This is a genomic window from Aeoliella straminimaris (assembly GCF_024054565.1).
Taxonomy (GTDB): domain Bacteria; phylum Planctomycetota; class Planctomycetia; order Pirellulales; family Lacipirellulaceae; genus Aeoliella; species Aeoliella straminimaris.
The window spans coordinates 416,218-431,958 of the sequence record NZ_JAMXLR010000092.1 but is presented as its reverse complement, the minus strand read 5'-3'; the positions used below and the strand labels follow the sequence as shown (position 1 = coordinate 431,958).

Annotated in this window: 12 protein-coding genes and 1 tRNA gene; 4 read left to right on the top strand and 9 right to left on the bottom strand. The window is 60.4% G+C overall.

The window, feature by feature from the left end:
• Positions 1–2 precede the first annotated feature (2 nt).
• The 4 genes from NG895_RS27490 to NG895_RS27475 all read right to left on the bottom strand — a co-directional run bounded on the left by NG895_RS27490 (position 3) and on the right by NG895_RS27475 (position 4,271).
• Entirely contained in the window at positions 3–689 is a 687-nt protein-coding gene (locus NG895_RS27490) for a 3-keto-disaccharide hydrolase (protein ID WP_252855775.1), read from the bottom strand.
• A gap of 113 nt (positions 690–802) precedes the next feature.
• Positions 803–1,966: a Gfo/Idh/MocA family protein gene (locus NG895_RS27485; RefSeq protein WP_252855774.1), complete on the bottom strand. Its 1,164-nt coding sequence runs from the start codon at positions 1,964–1,966 to the stop codon at positions 803–805.
• Entirely contained in the window at positions 1,953–2,984 is a 1,032-nt protein-coding gene (locus tag NG895_RS27480; RefSeq protein ID WP_252855773.1) for a sugar phosphate isomerase/epimerase family protein, read from the bottom strand. The genes NG895_RS27485 and NG895_RS27480 overlap by 14 nt, the downstream gene beginning before the upstream one ends.
• 51 nt (positions 2,985–3,035) lie before the next feature.
• A complete protein-coding gene (locus NG895_RS27475) occupies positions 3,036–4,271 on the bottom strand; it encodes a cupin domain-containing protein (protein WP_252855772.1) in 1,236 nt (411 codons plus the stop codon).
• Between the two features lie 143 nt (positions 4,272–4,414).
• Here NG895_RS27475 and NG895_RS27470 point away from each other — a divergent pair, with 143 nt between their 5' ends.
• The 3 genes from NG895_RS27470 (at position 4,415) to NG895_RS27460 (ending at position 8,820) form a co-directional block, all read left to right on the top strand.
• Positions 4,415–5,191 carry an AraC family transcriptional regulator gene (locus NG895_RS27470; protein ID WP_252855771.1) on the top strand — a complete coding sequence of 259 codons (777 nt, stop codon included), beginning with the start codon at positions 4,415–4,417 and terminating at the stop codon, positions 5,189–5,191.
• Between the two features lie 41 nt (positions 5,192–5,232).
• The gene (locus NG895_RS27465) at positions 5,233–6,327 is read left to right on the top strand and encodes a DUF4432 family protein (RefSeq protein WP_252855770.1); all 1,095 of its coding nucleotides are present in this window, start codon (positions 5,233–5,235) and stop codon (positions 6,325–6,327) included.
• A gap of 888 nt (positions 6,328–7,215) precedes the next feature.
• Positions 7,216–8,820 (top strand): FAD-dependent monooxygenase, encoded by a 1,605-nt coding sequence (locus tag NG895_RS27460; RefSeq protein ID WP_252855769.1) that lies wholly within the window; start codon positions 7,216–7,218, stop codon positions 8,818–8,820.
• Positions 8,821–9,459: 639 nt separating this feature from the next.
• Here the strand turns inward: NG895_RS27460 and NG895_RS27455 are convergent.
• Both NG895_RS27455 and NG895_RS27450 read right to left on the bottom strand, forming a co-directional pair.
• Positions 9,460–9,531, bottom strand: a tRNA-Gln gene (locus NG895_RS27455).
• Between the two features lie 55 nt (positions 9,532–9,586).
• A complete protein-coding gene (locus tag NG895_RS27450) occupies positions 9,587–10,726 on the bottom strand; it encodes a DmpA family aminopeptidase (protein ID WP_252855768.1) in 1,140 nt (379 codons plus the stop codon).
• Between the two features lie 277 nt (positions 10,727–11,003).
• Between NG895_RS27450 and NG895_RS27445 the strand changes: the two genes are divergently transcribed.
• Positions 11,004–12,674 carry a SpoIIE family protein phosphatase gene (locus NG895_RS27445; RefSeq protein WP_252855767.1) on the top strand — a complete coding sequence of 557 codons (1,671 nt, stop codon included), beginning with the start codon at positions 11,004–11,006 and terminating at the stop codon, positions 12,672–12,674.
• Between the two features lie 61 nt (positions 12,675–12,735).
• Here NG895_RS27445 and NG895_RS27440 read toward each other — a convergent pair whose 3' ends face one another.
• The 3 genes from NG895_RS27440 to NG895_RS27430 all read right to left on the bottom strand — a co-directional run bounded on the left by NG895_RS27440 (position 12,736) and on the right by NG895_RS27430 (position 15,361).
• A complete protein-coding gene (locus NG895_RS27440; protein ID WP_252855766.1) occupies positions 12,736–14,283 on the bottom strand; it encodes a sulfatase family protein in 1,548 nt (515 codons plus the stop codon).
• Between the two features lie 13 nt (positions 14,284–14,296).
• Entirely contained in the window at positions 14,297–14,785 is a 489-nt protein-coding gene (locus NG895_RS27435; RefSeq protein WP_252855765.1) for a hypothetical protein, read from the bottom strand.
• Between the two features lie 114 nt (positions 14,786–14,899).
• On the bottom strand, positions 14,900–15,361 hold the full coding sequence (locus NG895_RS27430; RefSeq protein ID WP_252855764.1) for a hypothetical protein: 462 nt from the start codon (positions 15,359–15,361) through the stop codon (positions 14,900–14,902).
• Between the last annotated feature and the right edge of the window lie 380 nt (positions 15,362–15,741).

Sequence of the window (15,741 nt, the reverse complement as noted above, 5' to 3'; positions counted from 1 at the left end):
ATCTACGGCTTGGAGTTTTTCTTGTCAGGACCTTCATCTTTGAGTCGAATGTTCCGGAATTCTATCTGCATTTCCGGGCCAACATGCAATTGTAAAGCAATCAGTCCCTTCTTTGCCATCTTTTCGTCGTCATTGTCCGTAACGCGGACCAAAGTGCGCCCGTTTAACTTGTGCTCGAGGTGGTTGCCGCGAGCGACTATCTCCATGGTTTGCCACTCACCGGCTTTTACGTCTTGAACCAGTTCAGAGGCATCGCCCGTCGAGCCCACCACCTCTTTCTCGAACTGCTCGCCATTGCGATTCAGCGCCACTTCCTGGCCCCGCAGCGCCAGGATGCCTCGCCCCCGTTCCTCGTACAGGATGCCCATGTACTTATTGGTGCGTTCGATGTCGGCCTGGTAGCCGCCGGCCACCCAAGGACCCTCGTCCTTATATCGCTTCGAGCGGTACTGCACGCCCGAGTTTCCAACTCCGCGGTCGGCGATGCGGAACTCGAGTTTCAGAACGAAATCAGAGACCTCTCCGTCCCAAATAAGAAACTCATTGCGTGCCAGAGGATTGTCGTCAGAAGTCTTCCCGCGAATAACACCATCGACGACGCTCCAAAGCTCGGGGTTGCCATCCCAACCTTTGAGCGACTCGCCGTCGAACAGTGAGACAAATCCTTCTTCAGTGTCCTCAGCGGACAAAGCGCGTGTGGGAAATGTCAAGCACAGAAGCGTGAGTGCAGCAACGACAAAGCAGGTGGCTCCGAGTGGCCGCGATATAGAAGGGGGCTGTTTCATTGTTCCACCTGTAGGTGCTACTGCAATACGTTGATCCAACTGCCAGACTCGGCGCTCTCGAGCACCGCGTCGCACACGCGTTGTGTCGCCAGAGCGTCGCGGAAGGTCGGCGCGGCAGGCTCGCCGGTCGCCAAGCCGTCGATAAAGTCGGCCACCTGATGGACAAACGTGTGTTCGTATCCAATCTGCAGGCCGGGCACCCACCACTTGTCCATGTAGGGTTGGCTGCCGTCGTGATCGGTGACATGGATGGACCGCCAACCACGCAGGCGTCCCTCGTCGTCGTGGCTGAAGTACTCCAGCCGGTGCAGGTCGTGCAGATCCCAGCGGAGCGAAGCGTGTTCTCCGTTGATCTCCAACGTGTAGAGTGCCTTGTGCCCACGAGCGTAGCGCGTCGACTCAAATACCCCCAGCGAACCATTCTCGAAGCGACAAAGAAACGCACACGCGTCATCGATCTTCACGGGGGCGAGTTCGCCGGTTGACTGGTGCAGGCGCTGCTTGACGAAGGTCTCCGTCATGGCGGTAACGTTCTGGATCGAACTGTTAAGCCACAGCGCGGTATCAATGCAATGCGCCAGCAGGTCGCCGGTCACACCCGAGCCGGCCTCGGCCGCGTCGAGCCGCCAGAGCGCGGCCCCGCCCTGTGGCACGTCCTGAGAGATTGTCCAATCCTGCAGGAAGTTCGCTCGGTAGTGAAAGACCCGCCCCAGCTTGCCTTCCTGGATGAGTTGACTGGCCAGCATCACGGCCGGAACGCGCCGATAGTTGTACCACACCATGTTGGCGACGCCTGCCTCCTCCACCGCGCGGCACATCGTCTCGCCTTCTTGCGAGTTCATTGCCAGGGGCTTTTCGCATAGCACCATCTTTCCGGCCGCGGCGGCTGCGGTGGCAATCTCGCAGTGCAGATGGTTCGGTACACAAATATCGACCGCGTCGATGTCGTTGCGGTCGACTAAGGCCCGCCAATCGGTCTCGATGGACTCGTACCCCCAAGTATCCGCAAACTGCTGGGTCTGCTGTTCGTTGCGCGAGCAGACTGCCACCAACCGCGGCACGAGAGGCTGATCGAAGAAGTTGGCTACTCGATTGAATGCGTTGGAGTGCGCCCGCCCCATGAAGCCACAGCCGATCAAGCCGATTCGCAACTCTTCCTTTTTGTTACTAGTTCCAGCCATGGGCTTCTCTCACCTGAATCATGGTTGTCAGTACCGAACCCCACGTGCTAGGATTTTCCAGCACCTCGTTGGGAAACATGCACCCGTCCCAGCAGATGTGCTGGATACCACGCTCCTTGGCGCCCTCCAGCCAGTAGGATGCACAACGGACGATGTCCAGTTTCCCGTTGGGGTCGTCGGGCGGGCAGTGCTTACCGGTCTTGTCGTGACTGCCGGCCCCTTTCACCTGGCCATCGTTCTGAGCGACATGGAAGTCCATCGTCCACGGCCTGAGTTTGGAGACCATCTCGGCATAGGCGCTGTAGAATTCCTCCTCCGTGTAGTCCGGCGACAACAACGCGTGCTCGGGTGCGTTGTAGCCAAGCAGGTACAAGTAGGTGTGTGCCAAGTCGGCTTGAAAGCCTACCGTGTTAGGCATGTCGACTTCTTCCAGCAGGTCCAACATGTCCTTCCAACTATGCATGCCCGCCCAGCAGATTTCCCCTTCAGCTGCCAGGCGTTGTCCTGCGTCGGCAGCGATGCGGCCGGCTTCGCGAAAGGTGTCGGCAATCTTCCTGGTGTTTGCTTTTGGATCGCTCCTCCACTTGTCGACACCAAACTCCGCAGAGTCGATGCGGACCACACCGGATGTTCTCACGCCGGTAGCATCAAACACCTGTGCGACGCGGCAGGCTAGCTCCACCGCCTGCAGGAACTGGTGCCGCGCGGCCTCGTCTCCCATCGCCGAGTCGCCCACCGTGCCGGGCCACACCGGGGCCACCAGGGAACCAATGGCCAGCCCACGCTGCTGAATGCCGTCGGCCATTGCTCGCAGGGCGCTCTCGCTGGCTGCAGGATCGAGGTGCGGCAGGTACAGAAACAGGTCGACCCCATCGAACGCCTGATCGTGCGACTGCGCGGCGGTCGTCAGATCCAGCATGCGATCCAGACTTAGTGGTGGCTCCTCGCCCGGCTGAGTTCCCTTGCCGACCACCCCGGGCCACATGGCGTTGTGCAGTTTTGGAAAATCGTTGCTCATGACATTCAGGCAGAAAAAGCGAAGGAAGGTCGGTCCGGCATGAATCGGAACTCAGCGAGACGCATCGCCCACGTTGGGCACGCTGTCGAAGGTGTGCGGACCGAAATACCGCAGGGCCTCCAAAGGTTCGCTGCCGGTATTCTCGACTTCCAGGCCGCGGGTTGCGGCCTCGTGGGTAATGAAGACTTCGTCCTCAGTTTCTTGACCGAAGCGAATCATGGTGGGCGTCTGAAGGGCCAGCGATCCGATGCGTCCTTTGCCCTGCACCGTGATCCATCCGCTGGCGCCGGGGTCGCGCAGCTCGCACTTGGCGCCGGGCTCGAGGGTGAGGCGTTTCGCGCTAAACAGCTGCGCGCCGTCCACGAGGCCGTAGACGATCCAATCGTCGCGCCAACCATCCCCGGAGTCCGCCGTGATGGGTTCCAGGTAGTTGTTCGCTTTGAAATTGGGGTCGACGTTCCGCTCCCAATCGAGTTGCTCGACAATGAAATCGAGATCCTGATGCTTCTCCGCAGGCATGTCTTTCACCAGCAGCGACCATGGTACGACGCGTCCTTCGACCAGATTCTGGTACATGCCGAACACGTCGCTGCCCCATTGCGGCTCATAAGTGCACAGCGAGCCGGGCGCGTGCAACACGCCGGGCGGAATGAGCCAGCCGCTGCCGCGTTTCAAACGGTAGGCTTTGGAGAGATCGAGAATGCCGTTCTCCCCTTGGTCCCATCGCTCCAGACAGGCACGCACCTGTGCCTTGGTGGTGCCGGGTTCGAGTCCCATAAACGTGTAGGGGAAGTTGTTGTCGCAGTTGTTGTACTGGGGGGCAAAGTAATAGCTCTCCGGCTTGCCCTCCTGTCCCACCAGTTTGGCGTCTTCAAACCGCTGGTGCATATGGTGCGGGATGGGCCCCATGTTGTCGAAGAACTTCGAGTAGACGGGCCACCGCTGGTACTCGTCCCACATGGCCTGGCCGATCATCCGTGGCCCGGCTTCTTGGATGGCGTCTTTCAACAGGAACCGCTGCCCGGCGAACACGGCGAAGCTCTGCCCCTCGTGCCACACGCGTCCTTCGTTGGCAGCATCGGTGGTACTCGCGAACCACCGCTCGTCGATGCCGCCACGCTCGGCGCCGTAGGCGTAGTAGTCGTCGGGATGCAAGCGAATCCGCTTGCCAGGGTGAAGGAAGCTACGAGGAACCCAAGTCGGGGAGAGTCTCAACAAGCCCTCACCGGCATCCAGCGCGCTTTCCAGAACTTGATGAACATTGTCCGCCAGTTGAGAATCCGCCATATTCCCACCTTATTGCTACGAGACATCATCGGTCGTGTCACCAGAACTGTCCTGAAGGGTACTCGGTACGACCTGCTGCAGTTTCTGGTGAAAAGCGTTGCGAGGCAATGTAAGAAGCAAGCGACTTCCGGTATAATCGGCTCATGGGACAGACTCGCCAGGCGGCCCGAACTCCTGCGAAGCTCGACTTCTTTGAGAAGCTGGCGAGCCCCGGTCAACTGCTGGACCTCCTCAATCATCTGCCCGCGTCGTACTTCTTTGCCAAGGACCTGGAAGGCCGTTTTGTCCATGTTAACCAGGCGTTGATCGAGGTACTGGGCCTCCAGAGCGAGTCGGAAGTGATTGGAAAAACCGACCACGACCTCTTTCCTCGCGAGGTTGCCGACCAGTACCGCCGGCAGGATAAAACCGTCATCCAAAGCGGTCAGTCGCTGAACGAACACGTGTGCGCCGTGCCGGACTCTTCGGGTATCCTGCGGTGGTACGTGGAAACGAAAATTCCCTTGCTCGATACTGACGGGAAGACCATTGGCGTGGCTGGCATCATGTACGATTTGGAGAGGGCCGGCACGATGCTGGAACCCTACGAGCGACTGAATGCCGCGATCACGCACATCACCAACCACTACTCGGAGAAGATCACCGTCGAGAGCCTGGCGAAGCTGTCGCATCTCTCCATCAGCCAGTTCAAACGCGTGTTCAAGCAGCTGTTTCGCATCACGCCGAACCTCTATTTGCGACGCGTGCGGATCAATGCCGCTTGTGTGCTGTTGAGAGAAACCGCTTGTAGCATCGAAGCGATCGCCGAGCAGACGGGTCACTACGACGCCAGCCACTTCGCCCGACAGTTCCGCGCCCAGATGCACGTGTCGCCTGGTGAGTTTCGCGATCAGAACAGCAACTCGCTACAAGAACCTTAATTCATGGCTAAGACTCTTCGTACCTCAATCCCAGGCTTTCCATGTCGATCACAACCTTCGACCCCGCCAAGTTCGAAAACATTCAACAGGTGGGCGGCATCCGCACCGGTTCGCTCGATTATCCCAACCCGAACGGAGGACAATCATGCCGTGTTGCGTTTATCAATACAGGCGCCGGCCTGAGATTTTCGCTGGCGCTGGATCGCGGTGGCGATGTGGTGGAAGCGAGTTACAACCACCTGAACCTCGCCTACCTCACGCCCAACGACTACAAGCCCCCCAGTCACGCGTATCACCAGGGGGCGGAGTGGCTAACCGGCTGGCCAGGAGGGTTGGTCACGACAGCCGGCCCCGAATTGATGGGCGCGCCTCGCACCGAAGGTGAGCTGTCGGTGTCACTCCACGGCCGATTCTCCAGTACTCCTACCGCGGTGCTGGAAGTGGTCAATCCAGATCCCCAGCGCGGCCAGTTAGACATGCGCATAGTGCTGCTGATTCGCGATACGCGCATGTTTGGACCCAGTCTCGAAGTTCGACGCGAGGTGCGGTGCCGACTGGGCGAACCCTGGTTCGCCATCACCGACGAAGTAACGAACAGAGGAGATGAGCGCTGCCGCCATGCGCTGCTGTATCATGTGAACTTTGGCTATCCGCTGCTCGACGAAGCTTCGCGACTGGTCTATCGAGGGCACGGCGTGTTGCACGACCAGCGAGGTGAACTGGCCACACAGGTGACCGCCGAGCAAATCAAAAAGGTCTCCGCGCCTGACGACTCCTTTCGCGGGGCTCGCGAACAGCTTGTGATCGCTGAACCGACATCCGATTGTCAGGGAAAGACGCATATTGGCATTTTGAATGAACAGCAGCAGTTAGGGATGAGCTTGATCTATTCGGCGAACGCTTTACCGCGTTTGGCCAGCTGGCTCCACTACGGTCCTCGTGGAAGCTACGTTGCCTCGCTCGAACCCTTCTTCGGTTCGATACTGGGGCGGGACAAGGACAACCATCCCAGTGCTACGGCCACGTTGGAACCAGGTCAGTCGAAGAAGTACCAAGTCGAGTATCGCATTTGCGCAACCGCCTCGGAACTTCAGGAGCTTGCCTCTCAGGATGGCCCCTTGGATTTGGCGACCTAGCAGAATCACAACCGACGTAGTGGCCTAGCCGAAACGATGGTTTGTCGAACGCCATCCTGTTCATCAAGTTTGCTACCGAAGATCGACCGGCGATTTGCGGTCGACACTGCGTTGCGAGTCGGCGATCGCAATCAAGTGATTGTCACAAATCGTGGCTGTTCTGTCGCCCGTGCACGGTCCAAATCTCAGACGCACTAAACGGAGTACCGCTGAGCCAACAAACACTTCGTCAAGCGGCCCTTCGTTCGTACTGTTTGAGCACGCCGCCGAGCTACTCGCGGCAGACTATTTCCTTACCACTATGCCGTGGGTGGTTAATCTCGGGCCAGACGCCAAGCAGCGGCTTGTTGCCTTTCTGCTGGCGCGAACGCGCATGGTGATAGATCATCGAAGTGGCCCAGTCCAAAGGCGATGAAACCGTGGAGGCTCTCGCGTTTCACGGATCCGATCCACCGGTCCACGATGGCGTGCTGGATCGGCGTCCAGGGAGCGGTTGGCTTCACCGCTCCATCAAGCTGCTCGAACACGTCGTCGAACTTGCGACTGAACTTGTCGTCTTTGTCGCGGAAGAGGTACCGAATGGGTCGTCCGGCCTGGTCAGTTTCTTCGGGGAAACTCCGAGCCTACCGGACCACCCGTTGTTCGTCGGGCAAGAACGTGGCAGGCGAGCACACCACCCCCCTGTTGTACTTCTGATTTTCGCCGTCTTGGCGAGGCTCGCAAGCGACTACGCGCTTTCGATGCAAGAGATGCAAAAACCTTCTAGCGGAAGTCGATCGTTGCAGTCCGTTGCATGCGAATAGATTCCGGAGTAGGCTACACCTTTAGCTAGAAATGAAGGTTCTTCAGCATCCGCGGGCTGGTTACTCACAACCTCGAGGTCGTCGGATGGCGACAAATACGCAGGTGTTAGTCGTAGGCGGACGCACCACTGGTTTGATGATGGCCGCGGAACTTGCGCGACACGGCGTGCCGGTTCGCGTCATCGACAAGTCGCCAGGGATCGACCCCCACTCGCGTGCGACCTACTTGCATGCGCGGACGCTGGAAATCTTTCATGGCCTGGGTCTGGCCGAAGAGATCGTCGCGCGGGGCCAGCCACTGCATGCGATCAGTCTGTACGCCAACGGCCAGCACGTAGCCACCTCGCCGGATCTCCCTGTGGACTCTCCATTCCCCTGGGGGGCGGCGTTTGCCCAGAACAAGACCGAAGCCGTTCTCGAACGACACCTCAATCGCCTCGGCGTCGAGGTGGAGCGCAGCACGGAACTGCTCTCCTTCCAACAGTTGGCCGATGGCGTACGGGCCAACATCAGGAAGCCGGATGGCTCCGAGGAGACGGTCACGACGCCCTGGATCATCGGCTGCGACGGTGCTCACAGTATCACCCGGAAACTCATCGACGAAGCGTTTCCCGGCGAAACCGATTCCACGGCCTACTTGATGGCTGACGTGCTGGTAGACGGGCCAATCAAGCCAGATATCGCCTATTTGTGCATGCATGACAAAGGGGATGTCTTCTTCTTTTTGCTGGATGAAGGCCGACGTCAGATCATCGCCACCCTGCCGAAGAACTGCCAGCAAAGGGAAGCTCCCACACTCGCAGAGATGCAGCAGTTGGTGGACGAGCGCGGCTTTGCCAATCTCCGCCTATACGATCCGCGCTGGCTGACCCTCTACCACACGAACTACCGCTTGGCACCGCACTATCGGCAGGGCCGGGTTTTCCTCGCTGGGGACGCGGCGCACATTCACAGCGTGATTGGAGGCCAGGGAATGAACACCGGCATCCAGGACGCCCATAACCTGGCCTGGAAGATCGCGCTCGTGATGCGTGGCGTTGTGCCGGACTGGTGGCTCGACAGTTACGAGACCGAACGCCGCCAGATCGCCGCCGATGTGATCGCCTGGACGAAAAAAGCCAACGAGCAATTCAAGCTCTTCGCCGAGGTTGGTCCACAGGAGCGCGACCGGCTACTGGAGCACATGGTCGTGCCCGAGTGCGATCGTCTGAAGCTGCGTGAGCACGAAGAGGAGATCGATCTCGATTATCGTTCGTGTCAGCTGTGTTTCGAGCCCGACGAACACTTCGACGCCGGCCTGCACCCCGGCGCACGCGCCCCGGACGTTGCCGCGTTGCTGGTTGCGGGTAAGGCATACACACTGATCGAGGCGCTCCGCAACCCACTCCATCATCTGTTGCTGTTCAGTTCGCCGAATACAGAAACTCTCGAACCGGACCTAGTCGCGTCCGTCCACAAGACGCTTCATGCCCACGGCCACTGGATGGAAATATTCGTGGTCGGATCGACCAAAAGTGCGGCTCAGCTACCGGCGGGGGCAACCGTACTCGAAGATCCTCGGGGTGCTCTGCGGCAACGCTACGGAGGCGACTTCGCTCGACTCTACCTGATCAGGCCCGATGGCTACGTAGCCTATCGAAGCCGGCGCGTCGACAGTTTGGAAGAGTATCTGCAGCGCGTGTTGATTTGACGAGGATACACGGGCAAACGTTGAGCGGTCGGCGCATATATCGAGAATTGGGATTTCACTGCGGTGATTGCTTCGTCGTCCGGCGATCCGTTGAGCGGGCCGCTGAGCTTGTCCATGATCGGCTGCCATTTGACGCACCGCGGCTTCTAGGCGTTCGGCGACTTCATTACAGCCTGCGTGGGTGCCCGACAGCCCGGCCATCAACGCGGGCGCTCGCGCGTTCGACGAAGTGGACGTTCCCTACGACCAGCGGGGCGCGGGCTTTCCGCGCATGGTAGGTCGCGGTCGAGGTCGTCGTAGTTGTACGACGTCGACACTCGAAGTACTCCCAGCGTGATCCGGGCCGGCCGGGCGTCAGCACGATGCTGGGAGAGAACGCGGAGAATCGCCCGAGCCGCTTGATCGTCGCCCGTCGGCGGTTGGATCGTCCCGGTGAGCTGATACCCGCATTGTTACCGATGCCGATCAATAAGCAACGCGACCAACGGACCAAGCACCCATTAGTCACCACGCCCGAAAATCCTTCGTGAATTCTTGCGGGAGTTTGGAGGGCAAAACGGGCCAAACGGGGCCAATGTGGCAACCTTCGCGAAGAGCGATCGCAGAAAAAACCCCTAGTTTCCTAGGGGTTTCTGGGAGCTGGGGAGCAGGGACTTGAACCCCGACTAACGGAATCAGAATCCGTCGTGCTACCGATTACACCACTCCCCAGTGTGTGTAACTGCCACGGGCAGGGACACAAATGTAGGACGCGGGGTTCGGAAAATCAAGGTCGCTCTCCATCCCCCTCTCGATACGCCCGTAAAAACTCATCCGGATCGATCGCTTCGGTTGTGCGGCCCCGGTGTCCGGTGATGGTGGTGGCTTGCAGCAGGCTGTTGATTACCGCTTCGCAGGTGGCATCTTTGGTGGCTTGAAATAGCGGCGACAGGCGGTCGTCGCGCAGCAGGGTGACGCTTTCGGTGGCATCGTCCGATTCGTACTGCATACGCAACTGCTCGGCCGTGCTGAAGGCCAGGATGTAGTCGCCCGAGCCGTGCGAGATGCTCGAGCCGGCCGCCGCCAGCCCCAGCGGGGCGCGGCGGGCGATGCGGGCGAGTTGCCGCGCGTCGAGCGGTGCGTCGGTGGCCACCACCACGATGCACGAACCATGTTCCTGCCGCACCACTTCGTCTTTGAGGTAGTAGTTGCCGAGTCGCTCGCCAATCGGGGCCCCATCCACGGCCAGCGAACCGCCAAAGTTCGTCTGCACCAGCACGCCCACGGTGTAGCCGCCCAGCGAGTCGGGCAGCTTGCGCGAACTGCTGCCGATGCCACCCTTGAAGCCCATACAGCGGGTACCCACTCCGGCGCCAACGCACCCCTGCTGCACGGCATCGGTGCTGGCAGCGCGAATGGCACTTCGCACGTGGTCGGCCGTTACGCCGCGGCGGCGGATGTCGTTCAGATAGCCATCGTTGCACTCGCCCACCAAAGGGTTCACGGAGCGCACGTCGCCGCAACCGGGCTGCTCGAGCGTCCATGCCACCAGGGCGTCGGCCACGGCAAAGGTGCTGAGGGTGTTGGTGAGCAGAATGGGGGTTTCGAGCACGCCGAGTTCGTTGACCTGGGTGCTGCCCACGAACTTGCCAAAACCGTTGGCCACGTGCACGGCGGCCGGCACTTTTTCGAGGAATATGCCGTCGGGATGGGGAAAAATGGCCGTCACGCCGGTCCGCAGCGCCGAGCCATCGGCAAAATCCTGCACCACCGAGCAGTGCCCCACCTGCACGCCGGCCACGTCCACCAGCGAGTTGGTCGGCCCCGTGGCGAGCACCCCGATCTCGATTCCCAGGTCCCGCAACAGCGGGCGGGTGCTGTCCTGCGACTGGGCTGGAGTGGTGCTGGGAGCGAGTGCGGCCAACATCAGCAGCACCCAGCCAGACAGCGAGACAGGGTGGAAAGAACGCCGGGGGAAGAGAAATGAATGCATTGCGAGCGTGCCGTATCTGGTAGTATCGAAGGGGGGAACGGGGTCCATGGTAGCCAACCAGACGGGCCGGGAGCGAGACTTTCCCCGCCAAACCAGAATCCTGCCACGTGAATACTTCCCCGGGAGCGACCCATTTTTTAAGATGGGGGATCGGGGATTGCCGCTGTATTCCCTCCAAGTGCTGCTCTGTTATCGACCGGGTGTTACGTCCATGGCCTATTTGGAAATTGTTGAGGGCATCGAGCCGGGGCGTCGGATCCAACTGCGCGACGGGCGAGCAGTGATTGGGCGGAGCAGCGAATGCGACATTCCCCTGGACGTGGCAGCCGTTAGCCGGCAGCATGCGGTGTTGATCGTCGATGGTGGGCAGTGCTACGTCGAGGACCTGAAGAGCCGCAATGGCACGTTCGTCAACGAAACGCCGGTCGCCGCACGAACGCTGCTGAACCATGGCGACCGCATCCTGATTTGCGATCAGGTGCTTTCGGTGCACACCCACGAGGACGACGATTCGCTAGGCGGTCAGAAGCCGAAGGACGATACCTCGCTGGCCATGCTGGACGACAATGGCACCGCCAGCGTGATGGCGACGCTCGACGTATCGGGTGGCACCGCCAGCGTGAGCCTGTCGGCCAAGCCCGAAGCAAAGCTGGCGGCGCTGGTCGAAATATCGACCAATCTGAGCAAAACGCTGGAGTTGGACGAGATCCTGCCACGGATTCTCGATAGCCTGTTCAAGATCTTCGTGCAGGCCGACCGCGGGTTCGTGATCATGCGCCCCGACAAAGACGCGCCGCTGGTGCCGGTGGCCGACAAGTACCGCCTGGCCGGGCGGGAAGAGCGGACCCGCATCAGCCGCACCATCGTCGAGCAGGCGATGAGCAACAAATCGGCCATCCTATCGGCCGACGCCGCGACCGATTCGCGGTTCAGCATGGCCGAGAGCATTGCGGATTTTCAGATTCGCTCGATGATGTGCGCCCCGATGCTCGACTCCGAGGGGCAAGCACTCGGCGTCATTCAGATCGACACCAATAACCAACGCAGCAAGTTCTCCAACGACGACCTGGAAGTGCTGGCCGCCGTGGCCAGTCAGGCCGCCGTGGCAATCGACAACGCGCGGATGCACGAGTTCGCCATCGAACAACAAGCGCTGGCCAGGGACCTCGATCTGGCGGCCCGCATGCAGCGGGCGCTGCTTCCCTCCAAGGCCCCCGAAGTCGAAGGCTATCACTTCTTCGACTACTACGAGTCGGCCCGTCAGGTGGGTGGCGACTACTACGATTACGTAACGCTGGCCGACGGCCGGTTCGCTGTGGTGCTGGGCGACGTGGCCGGCAAGGGCGTCAGCGCGGCGATTCTCATGGCGCGGCTGTCAAGCGACGTGCGGTTCAGCCTGGCCAGCGAGAAGTCGCCCGCCGCGGCCGTAACGCGAGCCAACCACACCTTTGCCCAACACGACTGGGCCGATCGATTCGTGACCATGATCGTGGTGGTGGTCGACCCCAAGACCAATCAGGCCACGCTGGTCAACGCCGGGCACATGCCACCCTTCTTGCGTCGGTCCGATGGCCAGGTGGTGGAAGTGGGCGACGAGATTGCTGGCCTACCGATTGGCGTGATCGACGACTTCGAATACGAGTCGCTCGACATCGAGCTCGGCCCGGGCGACTCGCTCACGCTGTTTACCGACGGCTTCAGCGAGGCGATGAACTCGGCCCGCGACCTCTACGGCCTGGAACGGCTGGCCAAGCAGATCTCCCAGGGCGAGGCAAACGTCGAAGAACTCGGCCGCCACGTGCTGAACGACGTCCGCGGCTTTGTCGGCGACTTCGCCCAGAGCGACGACATGTGCCTGGCCTGCTTCGGCCGGGGCAATTAAAGCGCAAACTTCCGCGTACCATCAGCGGGTGCGTCCTTCCCCGCGATCGCAATCTGCCCCGCTACTTTTTGAGCGGCTGAGGGTCGTCGCTGGTGACTTCCAACTGCTCGCGGAGCTGGGCGAGCTTGCCTTCCAGTTCCGCGCGGACTTCGGCGTAGCTGGGGTCGTTAAACACGCTGATCATCTCGTTGGGGTCGTCCTGCAGGTCGAACAGCTCCCATTGGTCCAAGTCGTAGAAGTGGATCAGCTTGTAGCGATCGGTCGCCACGCCATAGTGCCGGGCCACAGTATGCACGGCCGGTGGGCCTTCGTAGTAGTGGTAATAGAAGGCGTCGCGCCAGTCGTCGCCCTGCTCGTCGCGGAGGATCGGCTCGATGCTGGCGCCCTGCATGTCGTCAGGGATTTCCACGCCGGCGATGTCGAGGAACGTCTCGGCAAAGTCGAGGTTCGACACGATTCGCTTCTCCACCGACCCTGGCTTCACCACTCCCGGCCAACGCACCAATAGCGGCGTGCGGAACGACTCCTCGTACATGAATCGCTTGTCGTACCAACCGTGCTCGCCAAGGTAGAAGCCCTGATCGCTGGAGTACACTACCACGGTGTTATCGGCCAGACCGTGTTCATCCAGGTAGTCGAGCACGCGGCCAACGTTGTCGTCCACCGAGGCGATGCACCGCAAGTAGTCTTTGATGTACCGCTGGTAATTCCAGTGAGTCTTGTCGTCGCCCGTGGGGGGATTCTCGAAGTAGGCTTCATTTTCCTCCTTGTAAGCAGCCTTCCACGCCTTTTGCGCTTCGGGACTCATCAGCCTGAATTGCCGCTCGACGTACTCCGCTCCCTCGGGCCAGAGCTTCAGGTCCTCCATCGGTCGCATGTGATCGGCAACGCGCATCGTGGCTTCCTTGGCTGCATCGCTTCGATTGCGGTAGTCGTCGAACAACGTTTCAGGCTCGGGAATTTTCTCTCCATTGAAGTCGGCTACATGCTCTGGGCCTGGCAACCATTCGCGATGCGGTGCTTTGTGTTGCAGCATCAGCATAAACGGCTTCTCGGGGTTGCGCCGCTTGTCGAGCCAATCCAGGGCCGTGTCGGTGGTCACGTCGGTTACGTATCCTTCCTTCACTTCGCGGCCTTCGGGAGTGATGAACACGGGGCTGTAGTAACGCCCCTGTCCGGGAAGCACCTCCCAGAAATCGAATCCGGTGGGATCGGTCCGCAGGTGCCATTTGCCCACCATGGCCGTCTGGTAGCCGGCTTTCTGCAGCAGTTTGGGAAACGTCTGCTGGCTGCCATCGAACGAGGAATGGTAGTTGTCGTAGAAGCCGTTCTTGTGGCTGTATTTGCCCGTCAGCACCACCGCCCGGCTGGGGCCGCAGATGGAGTTAGTGACTACACAGCGATCGAACCGCATACCCTCGTTGGCGATGCGATCGATGTTGGGTGTCTGGTTGCGGTTCGAACCGTACGCACTAATGGCCTGGTAAGCGTGGTCGTCGGAGAAGATGAATAGGATATTCGGCTGCTTGTCCGCGGCCTTGGCGAAGGAACCGAGAGCAACGGCGGAAAGTGCTAACAAGACAACGACGAGATTGCTGGTGAATCGCATGAGGTGCTTGGCTCTACGGGTTAGATGAGAGTTCTATTTCGCCAATAGCTTCCAGGTGTTTGGCGTAGTGCTCGGCCGCTTCGTGCGGTTCCATGTTAAACAAAACCCGCCCCGCAGTGCACCACTGGCCGTCGCGCCACTCCAAAAGTGCCGTTGCACAGCGAAGATTGCTCACGGCCGCTACGTCCTCCATATCGCCGCCTAGCACGGCCTCAAAGGCAATGGTAATCCCTACCAGGGCGTACAGATCGCCCGTGGCACAGTCGCGTGCCAACAGCGCCCGATCGTGAAACCTCGACTCTTTCCAGACCAGACCACGTGGTTTTCCGGTGGCGGCGGCCGCTTCGAGGAACTGCTGCTCGAGCGACTGCCAGACGCGTGGAAGCTGCTTGCGGCCTCGCTCCAATCGCTTCTGCCAGCGGCTTCGCCCCCACACGCCGCGCAACAGCCAGGCGGCAACAAGAACCAGGGCAACGAAAACCAGTAGCAATTCCGGGAACACTACAACTCCGACAACACCGCAGAGAAACCCCGGTGCTGAGCTTACCGCACTCGGTAGGCTGGTTCCATTACCCGCCGGGCTGCCAACACCACAGCGCGGGAGGTCGGCACTCGGTTACGGACTCGGCAACGACGCGGGTGCGGATGCGCCGGGCTGCACCACCTCGCCCGCCGCGGGAGTCGGACTCGGCGCCGCCGGGGCATCGAACAGCAGCACGGGAGCAACAAGCACCTGAGGCGCAACCTGCTGCGGGACCGGCGGCGCAAGCTCGGGCTGATCGGAGGCGGGCGTTGGATAACCCCCAGCGGAGTAGCAAGGCATGCCGAAACCACCACAAGCAGGCTTCCAGGCCGTGGGAACACGCCGAACGCCGGGACTGGCAGCTTTGCCGCGCCACGCGGGGCCCATCACCATCGGAGCGTGATAACCCGGCCCAAATCCAAATCCCATGTACTGATTGGCTGTGGAGGGAAGATTCCACCTCCCTGCCGCCCGGCAATCGTGGGCACTCACGCAAACGGTTGCAGCGACGGCCAACAAGGCCCAGAAAATGCGGATGTGGAATAGGTAAGGCATGACAGAGAGAAATGACAGAGGGAGACGGTGAACTGAGCCACGCACCGACCGCTAGCAGGGGCGCTAATCAGCTCATCGACGCGGCCATCCGCGAATCGATAGCACATCATCCCTGACAGTGGTTAAATGCCCGCCAGGCCGCCTGCCTGTCGCGGTTAGCAAAGCTCCTCCGGCGCAAGGCGGAGAGGAAATCCGCACGAACCACGACCTTCTGGGCTGCGTACGCAACACGTATCAGCCGTCTCCGGGTTACATAAAAGGGGACAAACACCTCGATCTTGCCGCTTACGCAAGGTAGGGGTATGATGCACTAAGTGTGTAAAACAGAGGAACTTAGGACGTTTGGCGGTCTTCCGAGCCCGCCATCTTGGCCCAAATTG